Annotated in this window: 15 protein-coding genes; 12 read left to right on the top strand and 3 right to left on the bottom strand. The window is 69.2% G+C overall.

Annotated elements, in window-relative coordinates; genetic code table 11:
• Positions 1 to 267 precede the first annotated feature (267 nt).
• The 6 genes from AzCIB_RS22850 to AzCIB_RS22825 all read left to right on the top strand — a co-directional run bounded on the left by AzCIB_RS22850 (position 268) and on the right by AzCIB_RS22825 (position 6,038).
• A complete protein-coding gene (locus tag AzCIB_RS22850; RefSeq protein WP_050418006.1) occupies positions 268 to 1,875 on the top strand; it encodes a methyl-accepting chemotaxis protein in 1,608 nt (535 codons plus the stop codon).
• A gap of 174 nt (positions 1,876 to 2,049) precedes the next feature.
• Positions 2,050 to 2,418, top strand: coding sequence for a hypothetical protein (locus AzCIB_RS22845; RefSeq protein ID WP_232299299.1), 369 nt, complete (start codon positions 2,050 to 2,052; stop codon positions 2,416 to 2,418).
• A 229-nt stretch (positions 2,419 to 2,647) separates the two neighbouring features.
• Complete coding sequence (modA, locus tag AzCIB_RS22840) at positions 2,648 to 3,403, top strand: molybdate ABC transporter substrate-binding protein (protein ID WP_050418004.1); 756 nt, start codon at positions 2,648 to 2,650, stop codon at positions 3,401 to 3,403.
• 13 nt (positions 3,404 to 3,416) lie between these two features.
• Positions 3,417 to 4,088 carry a molybdate ABC transporter permease subunit gene (gene modB / locus AzCIB_RS22835; RefSeq protein ID WP_050418003.1) on the top strand — a complete coding sequence of 224 codons (672 nt, stop codon included), beginning with the start codon at positions 3,417 to 3,419 and terminating at the stop codon, positions 4,086 to 4,088.
• Positions 4,085 to 5,191: a molybdenum ABC transporter ATP-binding protein gene (modC, locus tag AzCIB_RS22830; protein ID WP_050418002.1), complete on the top strand. Its 1,107-nt coding sequence runs from the start codon at positions 4,085 to 4,087 to the stop codon at positions 5,189 to 5,191. The genes modB and modC overlap by 4 nt, the downstream gene beginning before the upstream one ends.
• A gap of 205 nt (positions 5,192 to 5,396) precedes the next feature.
• Positions 5,397 to 6,038: an MBL fold metallo-hydrolase gene (locus tag AzCIB_RS22825; protein WP_050418001.1), complete on the top strand. Its 642-nt coding sequence runs from the start codon at positions 5,397 to 5,399 to the stop codon at positions 6,036 to 6,038.
• A gap of 167 nt (positions 6,039 to 6,205) precedes the next feature.
• Here the strand turns inward: AzCIB_RS22825 and mscL are convergent, their stop codons facing one another.
• Both mscL and AzCIB_RS22815 read right to left on the bottom strand, forming a co-directional pair.
• Positions 6,206 to 6,634, bottom strand: coding sequence for a large conductance mechanosensitive channel protein MscL (gene mscL / locus AzCIB_RS22820; protein WP_050418000.1), 429 nt, complete (start codon positions 6,632 to 6,634; stop codon positions 6,206 to 6,208).
• Positions 6,635 to 6,785: 151 nt separating this feature from the next.
• On the bottom strand, positions 6,786 to 7,427 hold the full coding sequence (locus AzCIB_RS22815) for a trimeric intracellular cation channel family protein (protein WP_232299298.1): 642 nt from the start codon (positions 7,425 to 7,427) through the stop codon (positions 6,786 to 6,788).
• 154 nt (positions 7,428 to 7,581) lie between these two features.
• Here AzCIB_RS22815 and AzCIB_RS22810 point away from each other — a divergent pair, with 154 nt between their 5' ends.
• From AzCIB_RS22810 to AzCIB_RS22785, 6 genes are all read left to right on the top strand, one after another.
• The gene (locus tag AzCIB_RS22810) at positions 7,582 to 8,463 is read left to right on the top strand and encodes a branched-chain amino acid ABC transporter permease (RefSeq protein WP_050417998.1); all 882 of its coding nucleotides are present in this window, start codon (positions 7,582 to 7,584) and stop codon (positions 8,461 to 8,463) included.
• A 53-nt stretch (positions 8,464 to 8,516) separates the two neighbouring features.
• Complete coding sequence (locus AzCIB_RS22805) at positions 8,517 to 9,422, top strand: branched-chain amino acid ABC transporter permease (protein WP_157058633.1); 906 nt, start codon at positions 8,517 to 8,519, stop codon at positions 9,420 to 9,422.
• Positions 9,423 to 9,618: 196 nt separating this feature from the next.
• Entirely contained in the window at positions 9,619 to 12,951 is a 3,333-nt protein-coding gene (locus AzCIB_RS22800) for a bifunctional diguanylate cyclase/phosphodiesterase (protein WP_050417996.1), read from the top strand.
• 41 nt (positions 12,952 to 12,992) lie between these two features.
• Complete coding sequence (locus AzCIB_RS22795) at positions 12,993 to 14,153, top strand: ABC transporter substrate-binding protein (protein ID WP_050417995.1); 1,161 nt, start codon at positions 12,993 to 12,995, stop codon at positions 14,151 to 14,153.
• Positions 14,154 to 14,179: 26 nt separating this feature from the next.
• Complete coding sequence (locus AzCIB_RS22790; RefSeq protein WP_050417994.1) at positions 14,180 to 14,812, top strand: flavin prenyltransferase UbiX; 633 nt, start codon at positions 14,180 to 14,182, stop codon at positions 14,810 to 14,812.
• Entirely contained in the window at positions 14,812 to 15,444 is a 633-nt protein-coding gene (locus AzCIB_RS22785; protein WP_198149732.1) for an LON peptidase substrate-binding domain-containing protein, read from the top strand. Before AzCIB_RS22790 ends, AzCIB_RS22785 begins: the two co-directional genes overlap by 1 nt.
• Positions 15,445 to 15,561: 117 nt before the next feature.
• Here the strand turns inward: AzCIB_RS22785 and mutY are convergent, their stop codons facing one another.
• Complete coding sequence (gene mutY, locus AzCIB_RS22780; RefSeq protein ID WP_050417993.1) at positions 15,562 to 16,656, bottom strand: A/G-specific adenine glycosylase; 1,095 nt, start codon at positions 16,654 to 16,656, stop codon at positions 15,562 to 15,564.
• Positions 16,657 to 16,734 lie beyond the last annotated feature (78 nt).

Here is a 16,734-nt window from a genome sequence, read left to right as displayed (position 1 = left end):
AAGTCGGGAGGAAATGCAGGAGTGGAATGCCAATTATTGCATTGCCGGTCAACCATGGCGGCGTGCTCAAATGACGAAGAAGTAACGATTTTGAATATGCGGTCACAAAAGCCGTCGCCGATGGCGCGCACGACCCATTTTGGGGCGTCGAAACGCATGCATTTGAAGAAAAATAACCTCAATAAAGTTGTGGTTGCGACGTTAAGATCTGAACCCGGGCTGGTAGTCGTTCCTCCCGGAATCGCATAAGAGTCAGGGAGCCGCACAATGAGTGTCAAACACCGCCTGCTGGTCATGGTAGCCATCGCCCTCATCATGCTTGCCACGGTGATGGGCATCGCGCTCTACCGCATGAGTCATCTCGCAAACTTCCAGGATGACGGTTTTGCCCGGACGCAAACACAGGCGCGCGCGGCGGAGGCGTCGTGGCTGGGTGCCCAGTTCTACCAGATCTTCGCCGACACGATCATCAACCGTGACATCGACGCGGCGAAAAAGGACTTCGCCGCCCTCCAGACCGAGGCGAACAGCGATCTGCAGCACCTCGCCGAAGCTGCGGACACGCCCGAGGAGAGGGCGGCCGTGGCACAGGCACGCAAGGACGTCGAGGCGATCGTCGCGCTGTTCGAGAAGCGTCTGCTGCCGATCCTGAATGCCGACAACGAAGTCGACCCGGCGATCCATGCGATCGACGACGAGGCCGACGCCACGGTGAGCCGCATCCGCGAGCAGCTGGCCACGGTCGCGGAGTCGATGGGTCGCGAGGCGCACGACGCCGACAAACTCTTCGACGAAGAGCGCAGCCGGACGCTGATCGAGATCGCCATCATCGCCGTCGTGGCAGCGATCGGGCTGGCCGTGTATGCGGCCTTCGTGCTGCGTTCCATCCTCAAGCCGCTGCAGATCGTGCAGGAAGCCGCCGAGCGCATCGCCGGGGGCGACCTGACGCACGCCTTCGCAGTGGATGGCCACGATGAGTTGGCCAAGGTGCTCACGGCCTGCCGCACGATGCAGGGCAACCTGCGCGAGATCGCCGCGAACCTGCAGGAGCACGCCGAAGGGCTCGCGTCGATGAGCGAGGAGCTTGCCTCGACGACGACGCAACTCTCGGGTTCGACTGAGCTTCAGTCGCAGGCTGCGTCCTCGATGGCGGCCTCGGTCGAGGAAATGTCGGTCAGCATCGCGCAGGTTTCCGATCACGCCAACGACGTGCGTACCGCGGCCACCGAGTCGGGACGCAAGTCCGCCGAGGGGCACGAGATCGTCATGCGCATGGTGGAAAGCGGCCGCGTCACGGCCACCGCCGTGACCCATACGGCCGAGCAGATCCGCATGCTGGGCGGCTTCTCCGACCAGATCTCGTCGATCGTTGCGGTGATCCGCGACATCGCCGACCAGACCAACCTGCTGGCGCTCAATGCGGCGATCGAGGCCGCGCGCGCGGGCGAGCAGGGCCGCGGCTTCGCGGTCGTCGCCGACGAGGTGCGCAAGCTCGCCGAGCGCACGGGCAAGTCGACGCAGGAGATCACCGAGATGATTTCGCAGGTGCAGAACGTCACCCGCGACGCCGTCTCCAGCATGGAAAAGGTCGTGTCCCACATGGGCGACGTCGACACCTTGTCGCGCGAGGCGGGCGACGCCATCAGTGCGCTCACGGACCAGGCACGCCACGTCGTCGCGGCGGTCGAGGACATCACGAGCGCGCTGCACGAGCAGTCGACGGCGAGCAACGAGATCGCACGGCGCGTCGAGCAGACCGCCCAGATGAGCGAGGAGAACAGCGCCGCGGTGAAAGAGACCGCGACCGCTGCGCACCAGCTCGAGGGCGTCGCTGCCCGTCTGCAGACCACCGCCGGCCGCTTCCGCCTCGCCTGAGTTCCGGTCTGCGTCCCCGTCTGCTTCCCGCCCCCGCGTTGCGGCCCCTGTGGTCCGCGCCGGGGGCGCGTCTTTTGATGCAAACACCATCGTGCGGTGGCGTCGCGGTATAGAATGTGCGGTCGCAGCACCGCCCTAATGTCCGCATGCGGACCCATCAGCAGGAGTCTGTTCGTGAAGAAAGTTCTCGCCCTCGTCATCGCCGGAATGATCGGTTTCGGCGCCCCCGCAGCCTTTGCCGCGGATGCCGCCGTCAAGACCGTCGCAGCCGTCAATCAGGAAAAGGCCGAGCTGTCGGGCAAGGCAGTCCAGGTCAGCGGCAAGGTCGTCAAGGTGAACAACGGCATCATGGGGCGCAACTTCGTCCATGTGCGCGACGGTTCGGGCGATCAGGGCACCAACAACCTCATCGTCACCAGCAAGGACACGGCAGCGGTCGGCGACGAGGTCGTCGTGACCGGCAACGTCAAGCTCGACCGCGATTTCGGGTCCGGCTACATGTACCCGCTGCTGGTCGAGGACGCGAGCATCGCGAAGAAGTAAGCGTCCGTTTCCAGGGGCCGGCGGCGCAATGCGGCCGGCCTTAGCCGTGCCGGCGTGCGTACGTCGTATGGCACCTTCCCTCCGCTTCGCCGCACGAATGTCGCACACGCGACAACGCGGCCAGCCGTCCGCTCCCGAAACCCGCGCCCCGCCGGCCTTGCGCTCGTGGCATGCTATTCGCTCTCATCCGTCAGGGAGCGCACCCAGCGCACATCGGGAGCCCGTTTCGATGATTTCGGCAATCCGCACAGTCTTGGCCGCAACAGCCCTCACGCTGGGCGTCACGCACGCGTTCGCCGCGGAGGTGCAGGTCGCGGTCGCCGCCAACTTCACCGCGCCGATGCAGAAGATCGCCGCCGAGTTCGAGCGCGACACCGGCCACAAGGCCCGGCTCGCCTTCGGCGCGACCGGCAAGTTCTACGCCCAGATCCGCAACGGCGCGCCCTTCGAGGTCTTCCTTTCGGCCGACGACACGACGCCGGCGAAGCTGGAGGAGGAGGGCGCGACGGTCGCCGGCAGCCGTTTCACCTACGCGATCGGCCGGCTGGCGCTGTGGTCGGCGCAGGCCGGCGTGGTCGACGACAAGGGCGAGGTGCTCAGGCGCGGCGCCTTCGCCCATCTTGCCGTAGCGAATCCGAAGACAGCGCCCTACGGCGCGGCGGCGCAGGAGGTCATGCACAGGCTGGGGGTCGCCGAGGCGCTCGCCGCAAAGCTCGTCACCGGCGAGAACATCGCGCAGACGCACCAGTTCGTCGCCAGCGGCAACGCCGAACTGGGCTTCGTCGCGCTGTCGCAGGTGTGGGCCGACGGCCGGCTCACGGGCGGGTCGGCGTGGCTGGTGCCGGCCGGGCTGCACGCGCCGCTGCGCCAGGATGCGGTGATCCTCGCGCCGGGTCGCGACAAACCGGCCGCGCGTGCGCTCGCGGAATATTTGCGCGGTGCGAAGGCCACCGCGATTATCAAGTCCTACGGTTACGGACAGTGAGGCGGGCGGGACGATGATGAGTACGGCCGACCTCGCGGCGATCCGGCTGACGCTGGAGCTGGCGGCCGTCACGACGGCGATCCTGCTCGTGATCGGCACGCCCGTCGCGTGGTGGCTCGCGCGCACGCGCTCGGCGTGGAAGGGCGTGGTCGGCGCGGTGGTCGCGCTGCCGCTGGTGCTGCCGCCGACCGTGATCGGCTTTTACCTGTTGCTGTTGATGGGGCCGCACGGGCCCGTCGGGCAGCTCACTCAGGCGCTGGGCATCGGCCTGCTGCCCTTCAGCTTCGCGGGTCTGGTCGTCGGCTCGGTGTTCTACTCGCTGCCCTTCGTCGTCCAGCCGCTGCAGCAGGCCTTCGAGGCAATCGGCGAACGGCCGCTGGAGGTCGCCGCGACGCTGCGCGCGGGGGCGCTCGACACCTTCTTCAGCGTCGTGCTGCCGCTCGCGCGCCCGGGTTTCGTCACCGCCGCGGTGCTGGGCTTCGCCCATACAGTCGGCGAGTTCGGCGTGGTGCTGATGATAGGCGGCAACATCCCGGAGAAGACGCGCGTCGTGTCGGTGCAGATCTACGACCACGTCGAGGCGCTCGAATACGCGCAGGCGCACTGGCTTTCCGCGGGCATGGTGGTGTTCAGCTTCGTGGTGCTGTTCCTGCTCTACAGCCGCAAGCGCGGGGGCGTGCGATGAGTCCCGCCGCCGCTGCTCAGGTCTCCGGCACCGGCATCGAGGCGCGCTTCCGGCTGGCATGGTCGGGCTTTGCCCTGGACGCTACGCTGCAGTTGCCCGGGCGCGGTGTCAGCGCACTGTTCGGCCATTCCGGATCGGGCAAGACGACGGTGTTGCGCTGCCTCGCGGGTCTGGAGCGGGCGACGGACGGCTACCTCGCGGTGCGCGGCGAGGTGTGGCAGGACGACGCGCGTGGCGTGTTCGTGCCGACGCACCGCCGTCCGCTCGGCTACGTGTTCCAGGAAGCGAGCCTGTTTCCGCACCTTTCAGTGCGGCGCAACCTCGAGTTCGGCCTGAAGCGGGTCGCCGCGGCCCAACGCCGCGTGTCGCTCGATCATGCGATCGCGCTCCTCGGCATCGAGCCGCTGCTCGAGCGCATGCCGGAGCGGCTGTCGGGCGGCGAGCGCCAGCGCGTCGCGATCGCGCGCGCGCTGGCGACCAGTCCGCGCCTGCTACTGATGGACGAGCCGCTGGCCGCGCTCGATGCGCAGCGCAAGGCGGAGGTCCTGCCCTACCTGGAGCGCCTGCATGGCGAGCTGGATATTCCCGTCGTGTACGTGAGCCATGCGCCGGAGGAGGTCGCGCGGCTGGCGGACCACGTCGTGCTGCTGCGCGACGGGCGGGTGCTCGCGTCCGGTGCGATCGACGAGGTGATGCCGCGCCTGGACCTGCCCTTCGCGCACGACGAGGAGGCCTTTGTCGTCGTCGATGCGCAGGTCGCGGCGCGCGACGAGCGTTTCGCGCTGACGCGGCTCGAATTCGGCGGCCTGCCGCTGTGGATCACCGGCCTCGATGCGCCGCTCGGGGCGCAGGTGCGCGCCCGCGTGCTGGCGCGCGACGTGAGCCTGGCGCTCGCGGAACGCCACGATTCGAGCATCCTCAACGTGCTGCCCGCGCGCGTGGTGTCGCTCGACGACGCGAGCCCCGGGCGCACGCTGGTGCGCCTCGACGTCGCCGGCCGCGCGCTGCTCGCGCGCATCACGACGCGCTCCGCGGTGCAGATGGGCATCGCGCCGGGCATGAGCCTGTTCGCGCAGGTGAAGGGCGTGGCGCTGCTGCGTTAGGTACGGCGCGCCGGCCGCCACGTAGGGCGGGAGGAGCGCAGCGTATCCCGCCACAGCCTGTCAGCGACGCTCGACTTTGGACTGGCGGGATACGCCTTCGGCTCCTCCCGCCCTACGGACTCGTGCTCGATCCGGGAGCGGAATCAGCGCGCGAATGTAATGCGCGCTAAACTGCATCGTTTCTCGACCCGAATTCCTGCCCGCCATGATCCAGCTGCGTATCGTCCCGGTGACCCCCTTCGAGCAGAACTGCAGCATCGTGTGGTGCGACAAGACGATGAGGGGGGCGGTCGTCGATCCGGGCGGCGACCTCGAGCGCATCCGCGCCGAGGCCGACAGGCTGGGCGTGACGATCGAGAAGCTGCTGATCACGCACGGTCACATCGACCACGCCGGCGGCACGGCGAAGCTCGCGCGCGAGCTGGGGGTGCCCGTCGAAGGGCCGCAGGAAGAAGATCGCTTCTGGATCGCCGGGATGCCGCAGCAGAGCAAGATGTTCGGCTTTCCCGACGTCGAGTCCTTCGAGCCGGACCGCTGGCTGCACGACGGCGATACCGTGACGGTGGGCGAGGAGACGCTGCGCGTGATCCACGCCCCCGGTCACACGCCCGGCCACGTCGTGTTCTTCCATGTGGATGCGCGGCTCGCGATCGTCGGCGACGTGCTGTTCGCGGGCTCGATCGGCCGCACCGACTTCCCCAAGGGCGACCAGGCGACGCTGGTCCATTCGATCCGCGAGAAGCTCTTCCCGCTCGGCGACGACGTCACCTTCGTGCCGGGCCACGGCCCGACCTCGACTTTCGGCGACGAGCGAAAGAACAACCCCTACGTCGGCGACTACGCGTAAGGGATAACAGGTTGAGTGCTGTACGGTTGCTCCCTCCCCTTCAAGGGGAGGGTTGGGGTGGGGATGGGTTAAGCAGGCGCCGCAGAAACCCATCCCCCTCCTGACCTCCCCCTTGAAGGGGGAGGAACCAAGTGCCCGGCAGACGACAAATATCTGATTGTCGCCTTCTAGCCGCGCTGCTTCAGCGAATCGCGGATCTCGCGCAGCAGCTTGATTTCTTCCGGCTCGGGCGCGGGCTCCGGCGGCGGTGCCGGCGGCTCGGCGCGCTTGAGGCGGTTGATCGCCTTGATCGCGACGAAGATCGCGAACGCGACGATGATGAAGTCGATCGTCGTGTTGATGAAGGCACCGTACTTCACCAGCGGTGCGCCGGCCTTTTCGGCGGCTTCGAGCGTTTCGAAGGTCTTGTCGCCAAGGTTGATGTGAAGGTGGCGAAAATCGACGCCGCCGAGAATGCGGCCGACGACGGGCATGATCACGTCCTTGACCAGCGAATCGACGATCTTGCCGAAGGCGCCGCCGATGATCACGCCGACCGCCAGGTCGACGACGTTGCCGCGCATGGCGAACTCTTTGAACTCGCGCAGGAAACTCATTCTCGATAACCTCCCCAGGTGGTTGATTGGCCACGGCAGGGCGCGCTGGCCGTGCCGACGCGGCTAGTGTGCCATCTTTTGCGCCTTTCGCACGTCATCGCGCGCCGGCGGCGGCTTCCCGCCGGGATAGTCGTCCGTGCTGCGCAGCGCCTTACATCCGTGCGCGGAACACCGGCAGGCGCCAGCCGAAGCGCATCGCCGAGAGCCGGACTGCGAGGACGACGGAGCCGGCGAGCAGGGCCGCCCAGGTGTGCGCGACGTCGAACTCGGACAATGCGACCAGCAGCAGCGCGCCGACCCACGACGCGGTGGCGTAGAGCTCGCCGCTGAATACGAGCGGCACCTCGTTGCACAGCACGTCGCGCACGATGCCGCCAAAGGCGCCGGTGATGACGCCCATCAGGCTCGCGACCAGCCACGGGGCGTCAAGCGCGAGCGCCGCCTGCGTGCCGCTGACCGTGAACAGCGCCAGGCCGATCGCATCGGGCAGCAGGAACAGGCGCGCGGGCAGGCGCACCACGCGCGCCAGCGCGAAGGCCGCGAGGGCGGCGAGCAGGGCGGTGACGAGATAGCTCTGGTCGGCGATCCAGAAGACCTTGCGGTCGAGCAGCAGGTCGCGCAGCGAGCCGCCGCCGAGTGCCGCGGCGAGGGCGACGACGATCATGCCGAAGAGGTCGAAGCGCTTGTTGCCGGCTTCGAGGATGCCCGCCGCGGCCTGGGCGGCGACGCCGGCGAGGCCGATGCCATAGACGAGGGTGTCGATCGGACGCATCGGGCGAGCATAGCATCGCATCGCGGCGTTCCGCAGCGGCCATGAGCAGCGTGAGCTGGCCACGGGCTTGGCACGGGCTTGGCATAATCGCGCTTTGCCCCTGCCGTTCCAGCCCCCCTTTTTCCGGAAAACGCATGCCCTTCTCACGACCAGGCACGGCCCTGTCGCCGCATCGATGTCCGTGCAGACCCTGATCCAGGTGCTCGCGAGCGGCGTCGCGACCGGCTGCGTGTACGGGCTGGTCGCGCTGTCCTTCGTGCTGATCTACAAGGCGACCGGGGCGGTGAGCTTCATGCAGGGCGAACTACTCATGCTCGGGGCGTTCGCGGTGCTGGCGTTGCACGAGGCGGCCGGCCTGCCGCTCGCCGCCGCCGTCGTGCTCGGCGTCGCCGCGATGGCGGCCTTCGGGGCGCTGCTCGAGCGCATGGTGCTGCGCCGCACGCTCGGTCCCGGGCACCTGACGGCGTTGTTGCTGACCTTCGGGCTGGGGATGGTGATGCGCGGCGCCGTCGGGGCGGTGCCGGCGGCGAGCCACGCGATGCACCGCCTGCCGCTGCCCTTCGCCGGCGAGAGCGTGCGCCTGGGCGGCGCGGCCCTGGCGGCGGAGCACCTTGCAGTGATCGCGGCGACCGCGCTGCTCGCCGGCGCGCTGACGCTGTTCTTCCGCCGCACGCGCGCGGGGCTGGCCTTGCGCGCGTGTTCGGAGAACGCCGGGGTGGCTGCGCTGATGGGCGTGTCGGTGGCGCGCATGCACACCCTGGCGTGGGCGCTCGGCGCCGGACTCGCCGCGGTCGCGGGGGTGCTGCTGGCGCCGGTGACTTTCGTCCATCCGAACATGGGGCTGGTGGCGCTGAAGGCGTTTCCGGCCGCGGTGCTGGGCGGTATGACGAGCCTGCCGGGGGCGCTCGCGGGCGGGGTGTTCCTCGGCGTCGTCGAGGCGCTCGCGGGACTGGCGCTGCCGGAAGGGGTGAAGGATGTCGTGCCCTACGTGCTGATGATGGCCGTGCTGCTGCTGTTTCCGGGCGGCTTCGCGGCCGGCCTGCGGGGGCGGCCGTGAGTCCGGCGGAGGGCGACACCCGGAGCCCGCGCGCGCTCGCCGCGGCGGCTGCGATCGTGGTCCTTGCTGCGCTCGCGGTGTGGGCACTGGGTGCGGACTACGCCCTTGCGCAGGCGGCCTTCGTTTCGACCTGGGCGATCGCCGGGTTGGGCGTGATCCTCGTGGTGGGCCAGTGCGGCCAGGTTTCGCTGGGGCAGGGCGCCCTGCTCGGGCTCGGGGCCTACGCGCAGGCGCTGCTCGTGCTGCGCGGGGTGCCGGCGCCGCTGTCGCTGGCAGTGGCCGTCGCGCTCGGCGCGGTCGGCGGGTGGTTGGCGAGCCTGCCGGCACGGCGCCTGGGCGGGCTGTACTTCGCGATGAGCACGCTGGCCTTCGCGCAGGTCGTCGAGGAGGGGTTGGTGCGCTGGGAGTCGCTGACCGGCGGCGCGGCGGGCCTCGCGGTGCCGCCGCTGGTGCTCGGCGGATGGGTGGCGAACACGTCCCTTGCGCAGGCGCTGGTCGGTGGCGTCGCGCTAGTGATGGCGTGGCTCGCCTGCCGGCGCTGGGTGGCGTCGCGGCTGGGGCGGGCGTGGCGCGCGGTTCGCGAGGACGAGGTCGCCGCGGCGGCGGCCGGCATCGACGTCGCGCACGCGAAAACGCTTGCCTTCGTGCTGGGTGGCGGGCTGTCCGGGTTGGCCGGCGCGCTGTATGCGCACTGGATCGGTTTCGTGAGCCCGGAACAGTTCGGGTTGACGTTGTCCTTCGAGTTGCTGATGCTGGCCTTCATCGGCGGCGCGCGCCACCTCGCCGGAGCGCTGTGGGGCGCGCTGGTGGTCGTTGCGCTGCCGCAGGCGGTGTCGCTCGCGGTCGAACGTCTGCCGCCGGGTTTGGCGGGCGCCGCGGGCATCGAGACTGCGCTGTTCGGTGGGGTGCTGGTCGTTCTGGTGCTGCTGCGCCCCGGTGGCCTGGCCGGATCGCGCTGAGCGGCGGAGGTGTCCCGCGCCGTGAGCGTGCAGCCGTTCACTGGTAGAACAGGCGTGCTGGCGTTAGCATTTGCTTACATTTCAATGGCTACGGGAGGCCTGCAAGCATGATCGGTGTCCCGGGCACGCGTCGTCCCGCGACCGCCAGCTCCGCCCAGTCCGCCTGCTGGCGGACAAGGGCGGGATCGAGGCGGCGATGACCAGCCTGTCGGTGCTCGCGCGCCGGCAGCGCTCGCTGCTGATCGGCCTGCTCGTTTTCCTCGTGACCGCGCTCGTCTCGGCCGTGCTGATTTCGGGTTTCGAGCGTCAGCGGCAAGCGGTCCGCCGCGCGGAGGTGACGAACACGCTGTTCGACGAGGCGCAGGACCTGCGCAGCAACATCGAGCACGCGCTGGCGGTGACCTATGCGTTGGCGGCGCTGGTGCGTCAGGGCGAGGGCAGCATCCCGAATTTCGACACCCTGGCGGAGCAGATGCTGCCGTTCTACCAAGGAGCCTCGGCGCTGGCGCTCGCGCCGGCCGGTGTGGTGCGACAGATCGTGCCGCTGGCCGAGAACGCCGGCGTCATCGGACACGACCTGCTGGCCGATCCGACGCGCAACCGCGAGGCTTTTCTCGCACGCGACACCGGCAAGCTGACACTGGCCGGCCCCTTCCCGCTGAAGCAGGGTGGCGTCGGCGCGATCGGACGTCTGCCGGTGTACCTGCCGGACGAGAACGGGCGTCAGGCGTTCTGGGGCTTCGTCGCAGTGGTGATCCGTTTTCCCGACGTGCTGACGACGGCGCTGCTGCCTTCGGTCGAGAAGTACGGCTTCGATTACGAGCTGTGGCGCACCCATCCGGATACGGGGGCGAGGCAGGTCATCGCCGCCTCGTCCGCCCGGCCTCTGGTCGAGCCGGTCGAGCATGAGATCGAGGTTCCGAACGGGGTGTGGACGCTGGGCGTGGCGCCGGTCGGCGGGTGGAAGGACGATTCTGGCCTGCCCTTCGAGCTCGCCGTGGCGACCATACTGTGCTTTGCGCTGGGCTGGCTGGCGACCACCCTGATGCAGCTGCGCGAGCACCACAGCGCCCTGAAGGGGCTCGTCGCTGAGCGCACGGCGGAGCTGGCGGCGCGCGAGGCGCGGCTGGCGGCGCTGATCACGTCGCTTCCCGACAAGATGCTGCTGATCGACAAGGACAGGCGGGTCGTGGAGTGCCATGCGCCGGAACCGCGGCTGCTCGCCGCCCCGGTCGAGGAACTGGTCGGGCGCCCCTATGCGCAGACGGTGCCGCCCGAGGTCGCGGCGAAGTTCGACGCGACCATCGACGCGATCGCGGTCGACGGGGTGCCGCGGCAGACCGAATATGCGCTCGAGCTGGCCGACGGCGTGCATTACTTCAGCGCCTCGATCAGCCGGCTGAACGATGCCGACGGCCCCGCGGGCTTCATCGCGCTGGCGCGCGACATCACCGAGCGCGTGCGCATGGAGCGCGCGCTGTCCGAGAGCGAGACGCGCTATCGGGCGCTGTTCGCCAACAGCCGGGTGGTGATGCTGGTGATCGACCCGGCCGACGGCGCCATTGTCGATGCGAACGACAAGGCGTGTGCGTATTACGGTTACGACCATGCGGCGCTGACGCGCATGCAGATCTCGGACATCAATGCCCTGTCGCGCGAGGAGGTGCTGCACGAGATGGCCAGGGCGCGGGCGCGCGCGGCGGACTTCTTCCAGTTCCGCCATCGCCTCGCCAGCGGCGAGGTGCGCGACGTCGAGGTCGCGAGCGGTCCGATCGAGCTCGGCGGGCGCAGCCTGCTGTATTCGATCGTGCAGGACGTGACCGAACGGCGCCGCTACGAGGAGCGCATGCGCGAGGCCCTGGTGGTGTACAACGCATCGAGCCAGGCGATCATGACGACCGACGCACAGGGGGTGATCACCTCGGTGAATCCGGCCTTCTGCGCGATCACCGGCTATGCGGTCGACGAGGTCATCGGCCACCGCTCGTCGATGTTCAAGTCCGGGCGCCACGACCCGGCTTTCTTCGGCACGATGTGGAGCCGTCTCGCCGAAGGCGGCGCGTGGGAGGGCGAGATCTGGAACCGGCGCAAGAACGGCGAGATCTATCCGCAGTGGCTCACGATCACCGCGGTGCGCAACGACGATGGCACGATCGCCGAGTATGTCTCGCTGTTCAGCGACATCACCGAGCGCAAGCAGCAGGAGGAGGCGATCTGGCACCAAGCGAATTTCGATACGCTCACCGGCCTGGCCAATCGCAGCCTGCTGCAGGATCGGCTGGAGCACGCGCTGGCGCAGGCGCGGCGGCACGACGGCAAGGTCGGCCTGATGTTCCTCGACCTCGACGGCTTCAAGTGGATCAACGATTCGTTCGGGCACGACGTCGGCGACGAGATGCTGGTTGAGGTCGCGCGTCGCCTCAAGGCCAGCGTGCGCGAGCAGGACACGGTGGCGCGCCTGGGCGGGGACGAATTCACGGTGGTCGTGAACGACCTGCACGACCAGCGCGACATGGAGGATCTGCACGTGGTCGCCGAGAAGCTCGTCGCGGTGCTGCGCGAGCCCTTCCTGCTGAGCAATGCCCGCCATCACATCTCCGGCAGCATTGGCATCACGGTCTTTCCCGACGACGGCGCGGACGTGCAGACCTTGCTGCGCAACGCGGACATCGCGATGTACAAGGCCAAGCAGGCGGGCAAGAACCGCGCGCAGTTCTATGCGCACCACATGCAGGCCGATGCCTTGGCGCGCGTGCAGCTCGAGAACGACCTGCGCATCGCGATCGAGCAGCAGCAATTCGTGCTGCACTACCAGCCCATCGTGGAAGCCGCGAGCGGGCACATCGTCGGCGCCGAGGCACTGATCCGCTGGCAGCATCCGCGGCGCGGGCTGGTGTCGCCGGGCGATTTCATCGCAGTGGCCGAAGACTGCGGCCTGATCGTGCCGATCGGCGCATGGGCGCTGCGCGAGGCGGTGCGCCAGTCGCACGCGTGGCGCGAGGCGGGCTACCCGGCACTGCGCATGGCGGTCAACGTGTCCGGCGTGCAGTTCCGCGAGCCCGGCCTGCCCGAGCTCGTGCGCTCGCTGTTGTCGGGCGCGGCGGACGGCCACGAGCACCTGATGCTGGAGATCACCGAATCGGTGCTGATGGACAGCAGCGAAGAGGCCGAGGCGCGCATGCGTGAGATCAACGGCCAGGGCATTGCCTATTCGCTCGACGACTTCGGTACCGGCTTCTCGTCGCTGTCCTACCTCAAGCGCTTCCCGGTCGATGTCGTGAAGATCGACCGCAGCTTCGTGCGCGACTGCCCCGACGACCGCAGCGATGCGAGTCTGGTCGAGGCGATCATCAACATGGCGCACAGCCTGGACCTCAGGGTCACGGCGGAAGGGGTCGAGTCGGAAGCGCAGCGCGACTTTCTGCGTCGTCTGGGCTGCGATTGCCTGCAGGGCTACCTGATCGGCCGACCGATGGCGGCGGCGGACCTCGCGCTGCGCATGGCGGCTGAGGGCGTGCTTCACGGATAATCGCCCCTTTTTGGGCGCCGCTGGCCGCGCTGGGAGGATCCATGAAGCTCATCCGCCGCATCCTTGCCCCGCTGCTCCTGGCCGTCGCCGGCGTTGCCGCGGCGCAGGCTCCGGGCGTCGGCGAGCGCGAGGTCGTCGTCGGCAGCATCCAGGACCTGTCGGGCCCGATCGCGCTGCTCGGCGTGCCGGTGCGCGACGGCATGCAGATGCGCTTCGACGACGCCAACGCCGCCGGCGGCGTGCACGGCCGCAAGCTGCGCCTCGTCGTCGAGGACGCCGGCTACGACCCGAAGAAGGGCGTGCTCGCGGCGCGAAAGCTGATCCAGCGTGACAAGGTCTTCGCCTTCCTCGCGAATCTCGGCACGCCGGTCGTGATGGCGACGATGCCGCTGATCGTCGACGCCGGCCGGCCGCACCTCTTCCCGTTCTCGCCGCACGAATCGACCTACTCGCCGCGCCACCCGCTGAAGTTCCAGATGTTCGCGCCCTACCAGGACTACATGGACGCGGCGACGCGCCACATGGTGCAGACGCACGGCTACCGCAAGACCTGCCTGCTATACCAGGATGACGACTACGGCCTGGAGGTGATGAAGGGCGTCGCGGCGGGCCTGGCGAAGCTCGCGCAGCCGCTCGTCGAGAAGACCAGCTACAAGCGCGGCGCGACCGACTTCTCCAGCCAGATCGCGCGCCTGCGCGGCGCGGGCTGCGACTTCGTCGTGCTCGCGACGGTCGTGCGCGAGACCGTCGCGGCCGTCGCCGAGGCGCGCCGCACCGGCTGGAACGTCGACATGCTGGTCACCGCGTCGGGTTATTCGGCGCAGACGCACGAGCTGGGCGGCAAGGCGGTCGAGGGGCTGTACGGCGTGACCGTGCTGCCGCATCCCTACGAGGCCGGTGCGAACGGCCAGCTCGCGGACTGGATCCGCCGCTACCGCGAGCGCTTCGGCGCCGCGCCCAACGTGTGGAGCGTGATGGGCTACGGCGTCGCCGACCTGTTCGTGAAAGCCGCCGACAAGGCCGGGCGCGAGCTCACCGTCGAGCGTTTCACCGCCGCGCTGGAGTCGCTGCACACCCCGCGCGACTTCTTCGGCGGCCCGGAGTATCGTTTCACTCGCGACGACCATCTCGGCAACCGCCACGGCCGCATCGCGCAGATCCGGGATGGCCGCTGGGTGATCCTGACCGACTACCTGAAGTGAGTACCCGCAGTGAGAACACCGTCCCGATGAGCCATCCCGTCCCGCAGACCGTCGCCGTCGCCTTCACTGGCGCCTCGGGCATGCCCTACGGGATGCGTCTCGTCGACTGCCTGCTCGCGGCCGGCTGCAAGGTGTGGCTGCTGTACTCGCAGGTCGCGCAGATCGTCGCACGCCAGGAGATGAACCTCGAGCTGCCCTCGCGCCCGGCCGAGGTCGAGGCGCAGCTCTCCGCGCGTTTCGGGGCCGCGGAAGGCCAGCTGCGCGTGTTCGGTCGCGAGGAATGGTTCGCGCCGCTCGCCTCCGGCTCCAACCCCGCCGACGCGATGGTCGTGTGCCCATGCACGATGGGCACGCTCGCCGCGATCGCCGCCGGCCTCAGCCAGAACCTCATCGAGCGCGCCGCCGACGTCGCGATCAAGGAAGGGCGCAAGCTCGTGCTGGTGCCGCGCGAGACGCCGTTCTCGGCGATCCATCTGGAGAACATGCTCAAGCTCGCGCGCCTGGGGGTCGTGATCCTGCCGCCCAGCCCCGGCTTCTACAACCACCCGCAGACGGTCGGGGAGATGGTCGATTTCGTCGTCGCGCGCGTGCTCGACCAGATCCGCGTGCCGCACCGCCTGATGCAGCGCTGGGGCGAGACGGGCGGGGAGGGCGCGTGATGGAGGACGCCGGGCTGTTGTCGCCGCCGTTACCCCTTTTTCCGCTGCAGACGGTGCTCTTCCCCGGCGCGCTGCTGCCGCTGCACGTGTTCGAGGCGCGCTACATGGACCTCGCGACGCGCTGCCTGAAGGACGGCTCGGTGTTCGGCGTGAACCTGATCGCGGAAGGCCGCGAGGTCGGTGCGCCGGCGCGGCCCTACGAGGTCGGCGTGAGCGCGCGCATCGTCGAATGGGACATGGCCAAACCCGGCACGCTCGACCTCGTCGTGCGCGGCGAGTGCCGCTACCGTGTCCTGCGCTCCGAACTCGGCGCCAACAACCTGCTGCTCGGCGAAGTCGAATGGCTCGCCGAAGCGCCGCACCGGGCCATTCCAGACAACTGCCTGCCGCTGGTCGCGCTGCTGCGCGCGATCGTCGAGGATGCCGGCGCCGGACGTTTTTCCGCCCCGCACGCTTTCGACGACGCGAACTGGGTCGGCCTGCGCTTTGCAGAGGTGCTGCCGATCCCCGCACAGGCCAAGCAAGCGCTGCTCGAGCTGGACAACCCGGGCGACCGGCTGGAGATCGTCCGCCAGTTCCTCGATCAGCGCGGCCTGCTCGCGGAGCGCATGAAGCCGGGGAAGGGCAGCTGAGGCACGGCGGCGCCGCTGAGTCGTAGGGCGGAAAAGCGAAGCGCCTTCCGCCGCATGCATACCGTGGATACTGCGCATTCGGCGGATAACGCCTTCGGCTCATCCGCCCTACGGCGCTCACAAGGGCAGCTCGCGCTGCGGCGTCTCCTTCGGCCCGTCGACGAAATCCGCGAGGATGCGCCGCACCGGCGTCGGCAGACCCGCGTCCGCGAGCGCGTCGAGCGCCAGCCAGCGGTGGCCCTCGTCCGCCGCGACGCGTCCGCGGCCGTCGACCTCGACGAGCACGGGCGTCATCTCCAGGCGGAAATGGGTGAAGGCATGGTTCAGCACCGTCAGCGGGCGTGTTGCATGCGCGGTGAGGCCGTGGCGGGCCGTGACCCAGCACGCCACATCGGCGGCACCCTCCGGAATCTCCGGCAGCGCGAGTAATCCGCCCCAGATCCCCGTCGGCGGCCGGCGTTCGAGCAGCACCTCCCCGTCGGTCACGATCACCGCGACGCGCGCATGGCGCTGCGGTACGGCCTTCTTCGGGCGCGCCGCGGGCAATTCGCCGACGCGGTCCTCACGCAGCGCGACGCAGATCTCCGCCATCGGGCAACGTCCGCAGGCGGGGCGGCCGCGCGTGCACAGGGTCGCGCCGAGGTCCATCTGTGCCTGGATGTAGGTGCCGATCTCCGTCTGCGGCAGCAGCTCCTCCGCGAGCGTCCACAGGCGCTGCTCGACCGCGCGCTCGCCGGGAAAGCCGTCGATGCCGAACACGCGGCACAGCACGCGCTTGACGTTGCCGTCGAGGATCGCCGCGCGCTCGCCGAACGCGAAGGCCGCGATCGCCGCCGCGGTCGAGCGGCCGATGCCGGGCAGTTCCGCGATCTCCGCGGCGCAGTGCGGGAATTCGCCGCCGTGCCGCGTCATCACCGCCTGCGCAGCCTGGTGCAGGTTGCGCGCCCGCGCGTAGTAGCCCAGCCCGCTCCATAGCGCGAGCACGTCGTCCACCGGCGCGGCGGCGAGGCGCGCGAGGTCCGGGAAGCGAACGAGGAAGCGCGCGTAGTACGGGATCACCGTATCCACCTGCGTCTGCTGCAGCATGATCTCCGACAGCCAGATGCGGTACGGGTCGCGCGTGTTCTGCCACGGCAGGTCGTGCCGCCCGTACCCGCGGTGCCATGCGATCAGCCGCAGCGCGAAGTCGCTGTCCCTCGTCGTCCCGTCCATTCCTTCCCCAGTCCTTTTCCCTTTCCCGGTTGCGTTTCCGCCCCCGCCGCGTTGCCCTGCGCAGTGCGCGCAGCGATA

It is taken from the genome of Azoarcus sp. CIB (assembly GCF_001190925.1).
Lineage (GTDB): Bacteria > Pseudomonadota > Gammaproteobacteria > Burkholderiales > Rhodocyclaceae > Aromatoleum.
This window is presented reverse-complemented; position numbering and strand designations above follow the sequence as displayed.

Coding starts and splice junctions, on each gene's coding strand:
- AzCIB_RS22850 (WP_050418006.1), top strand. CDS start 268: ATGAGTGTCAAACACCGCCTGCTGGTCATGGTAGCCATCGCCCTCATC.
- modA (WP_050418004.1), top strand. CDS start 2,648: ATGATTTCGGCAATCCGCACAGTCTTGGCCGCAACAGCCCTCACGCTG.
- modB (WP_050418003.1), top strand. CDS start 3,417: ATGATGAGTACGGCCGACCTCGCGGCGATCCGGCTGACGCTGGAGCTG.
- modC (WP_050418002.1), top strand. CDS start 4,085: ATGAGTCCCGCCGCCGCTGCTCAGGTCTCCGGCACCGGCATCGAGGCG.
- AzCIB_RS22825 (WP_050418001.1), top strand. CDS start 5,397: ATGATCCAGCTGCGTATCGTCCCGGTGACCCCCTTCGAGCAGAACTGC.
- mscL (WP_050418000.1), bottom strand. CDS start 6,634: ATGAGTTTCCTGCGCGAGTTCAAAGAGTTCGCCATGCGCGGCAACGTC.
- AzCIB_RS22815 (WP_232299298.1), bottom strand. CDS start 7,427: ATGCGATGCTATGCTCGCCCGATGCGTCCGATCGACACCCTCGTCTAT.
- AzCIB_RS22810 (WP_050417998.1), top strand. CDS start 7,582: ATGTCCGTGCAGACCCTGATCCAGGTGCTCGCGAGCGGCGTCGCGACC.
- AzCIB_RS22800 (WP_050417996.1), top strand. CDS start 9,619: ATGACCAGCCTGTCGGTGCTCGCGCGCCGGCAGCGCTCGCTGCTGATC.
- AzCIB_RS22795 (WP_050417995.1), top strand. CDS start 12,993: ATGAAGCTCATCCGCCGCATCCTTGCCCCGCTGCTCCTGGCCGTCGCC.
- AzCIB_RS22790 (WP_050417994.1), top strand. CDS start 14,180: ATGAGCCATCCCGTCCCGCAGACCGTCGCCGTCGCCTTCACTGGCGCC.
- AzCIB_RS22785 (WP_198149732.1), top strand. CDS start 14,812: ATGGAGGACGCCGGGCTGTTGTCGCCGCCGTTACCCCTTTTTCCGCTG.
- mutY (WP_050417993.1), bottom strand. CDS start 16,656: ATGGACGGGACGACGAGGGACAGCGACTTCGCGCTGCGGCTGATCGCA.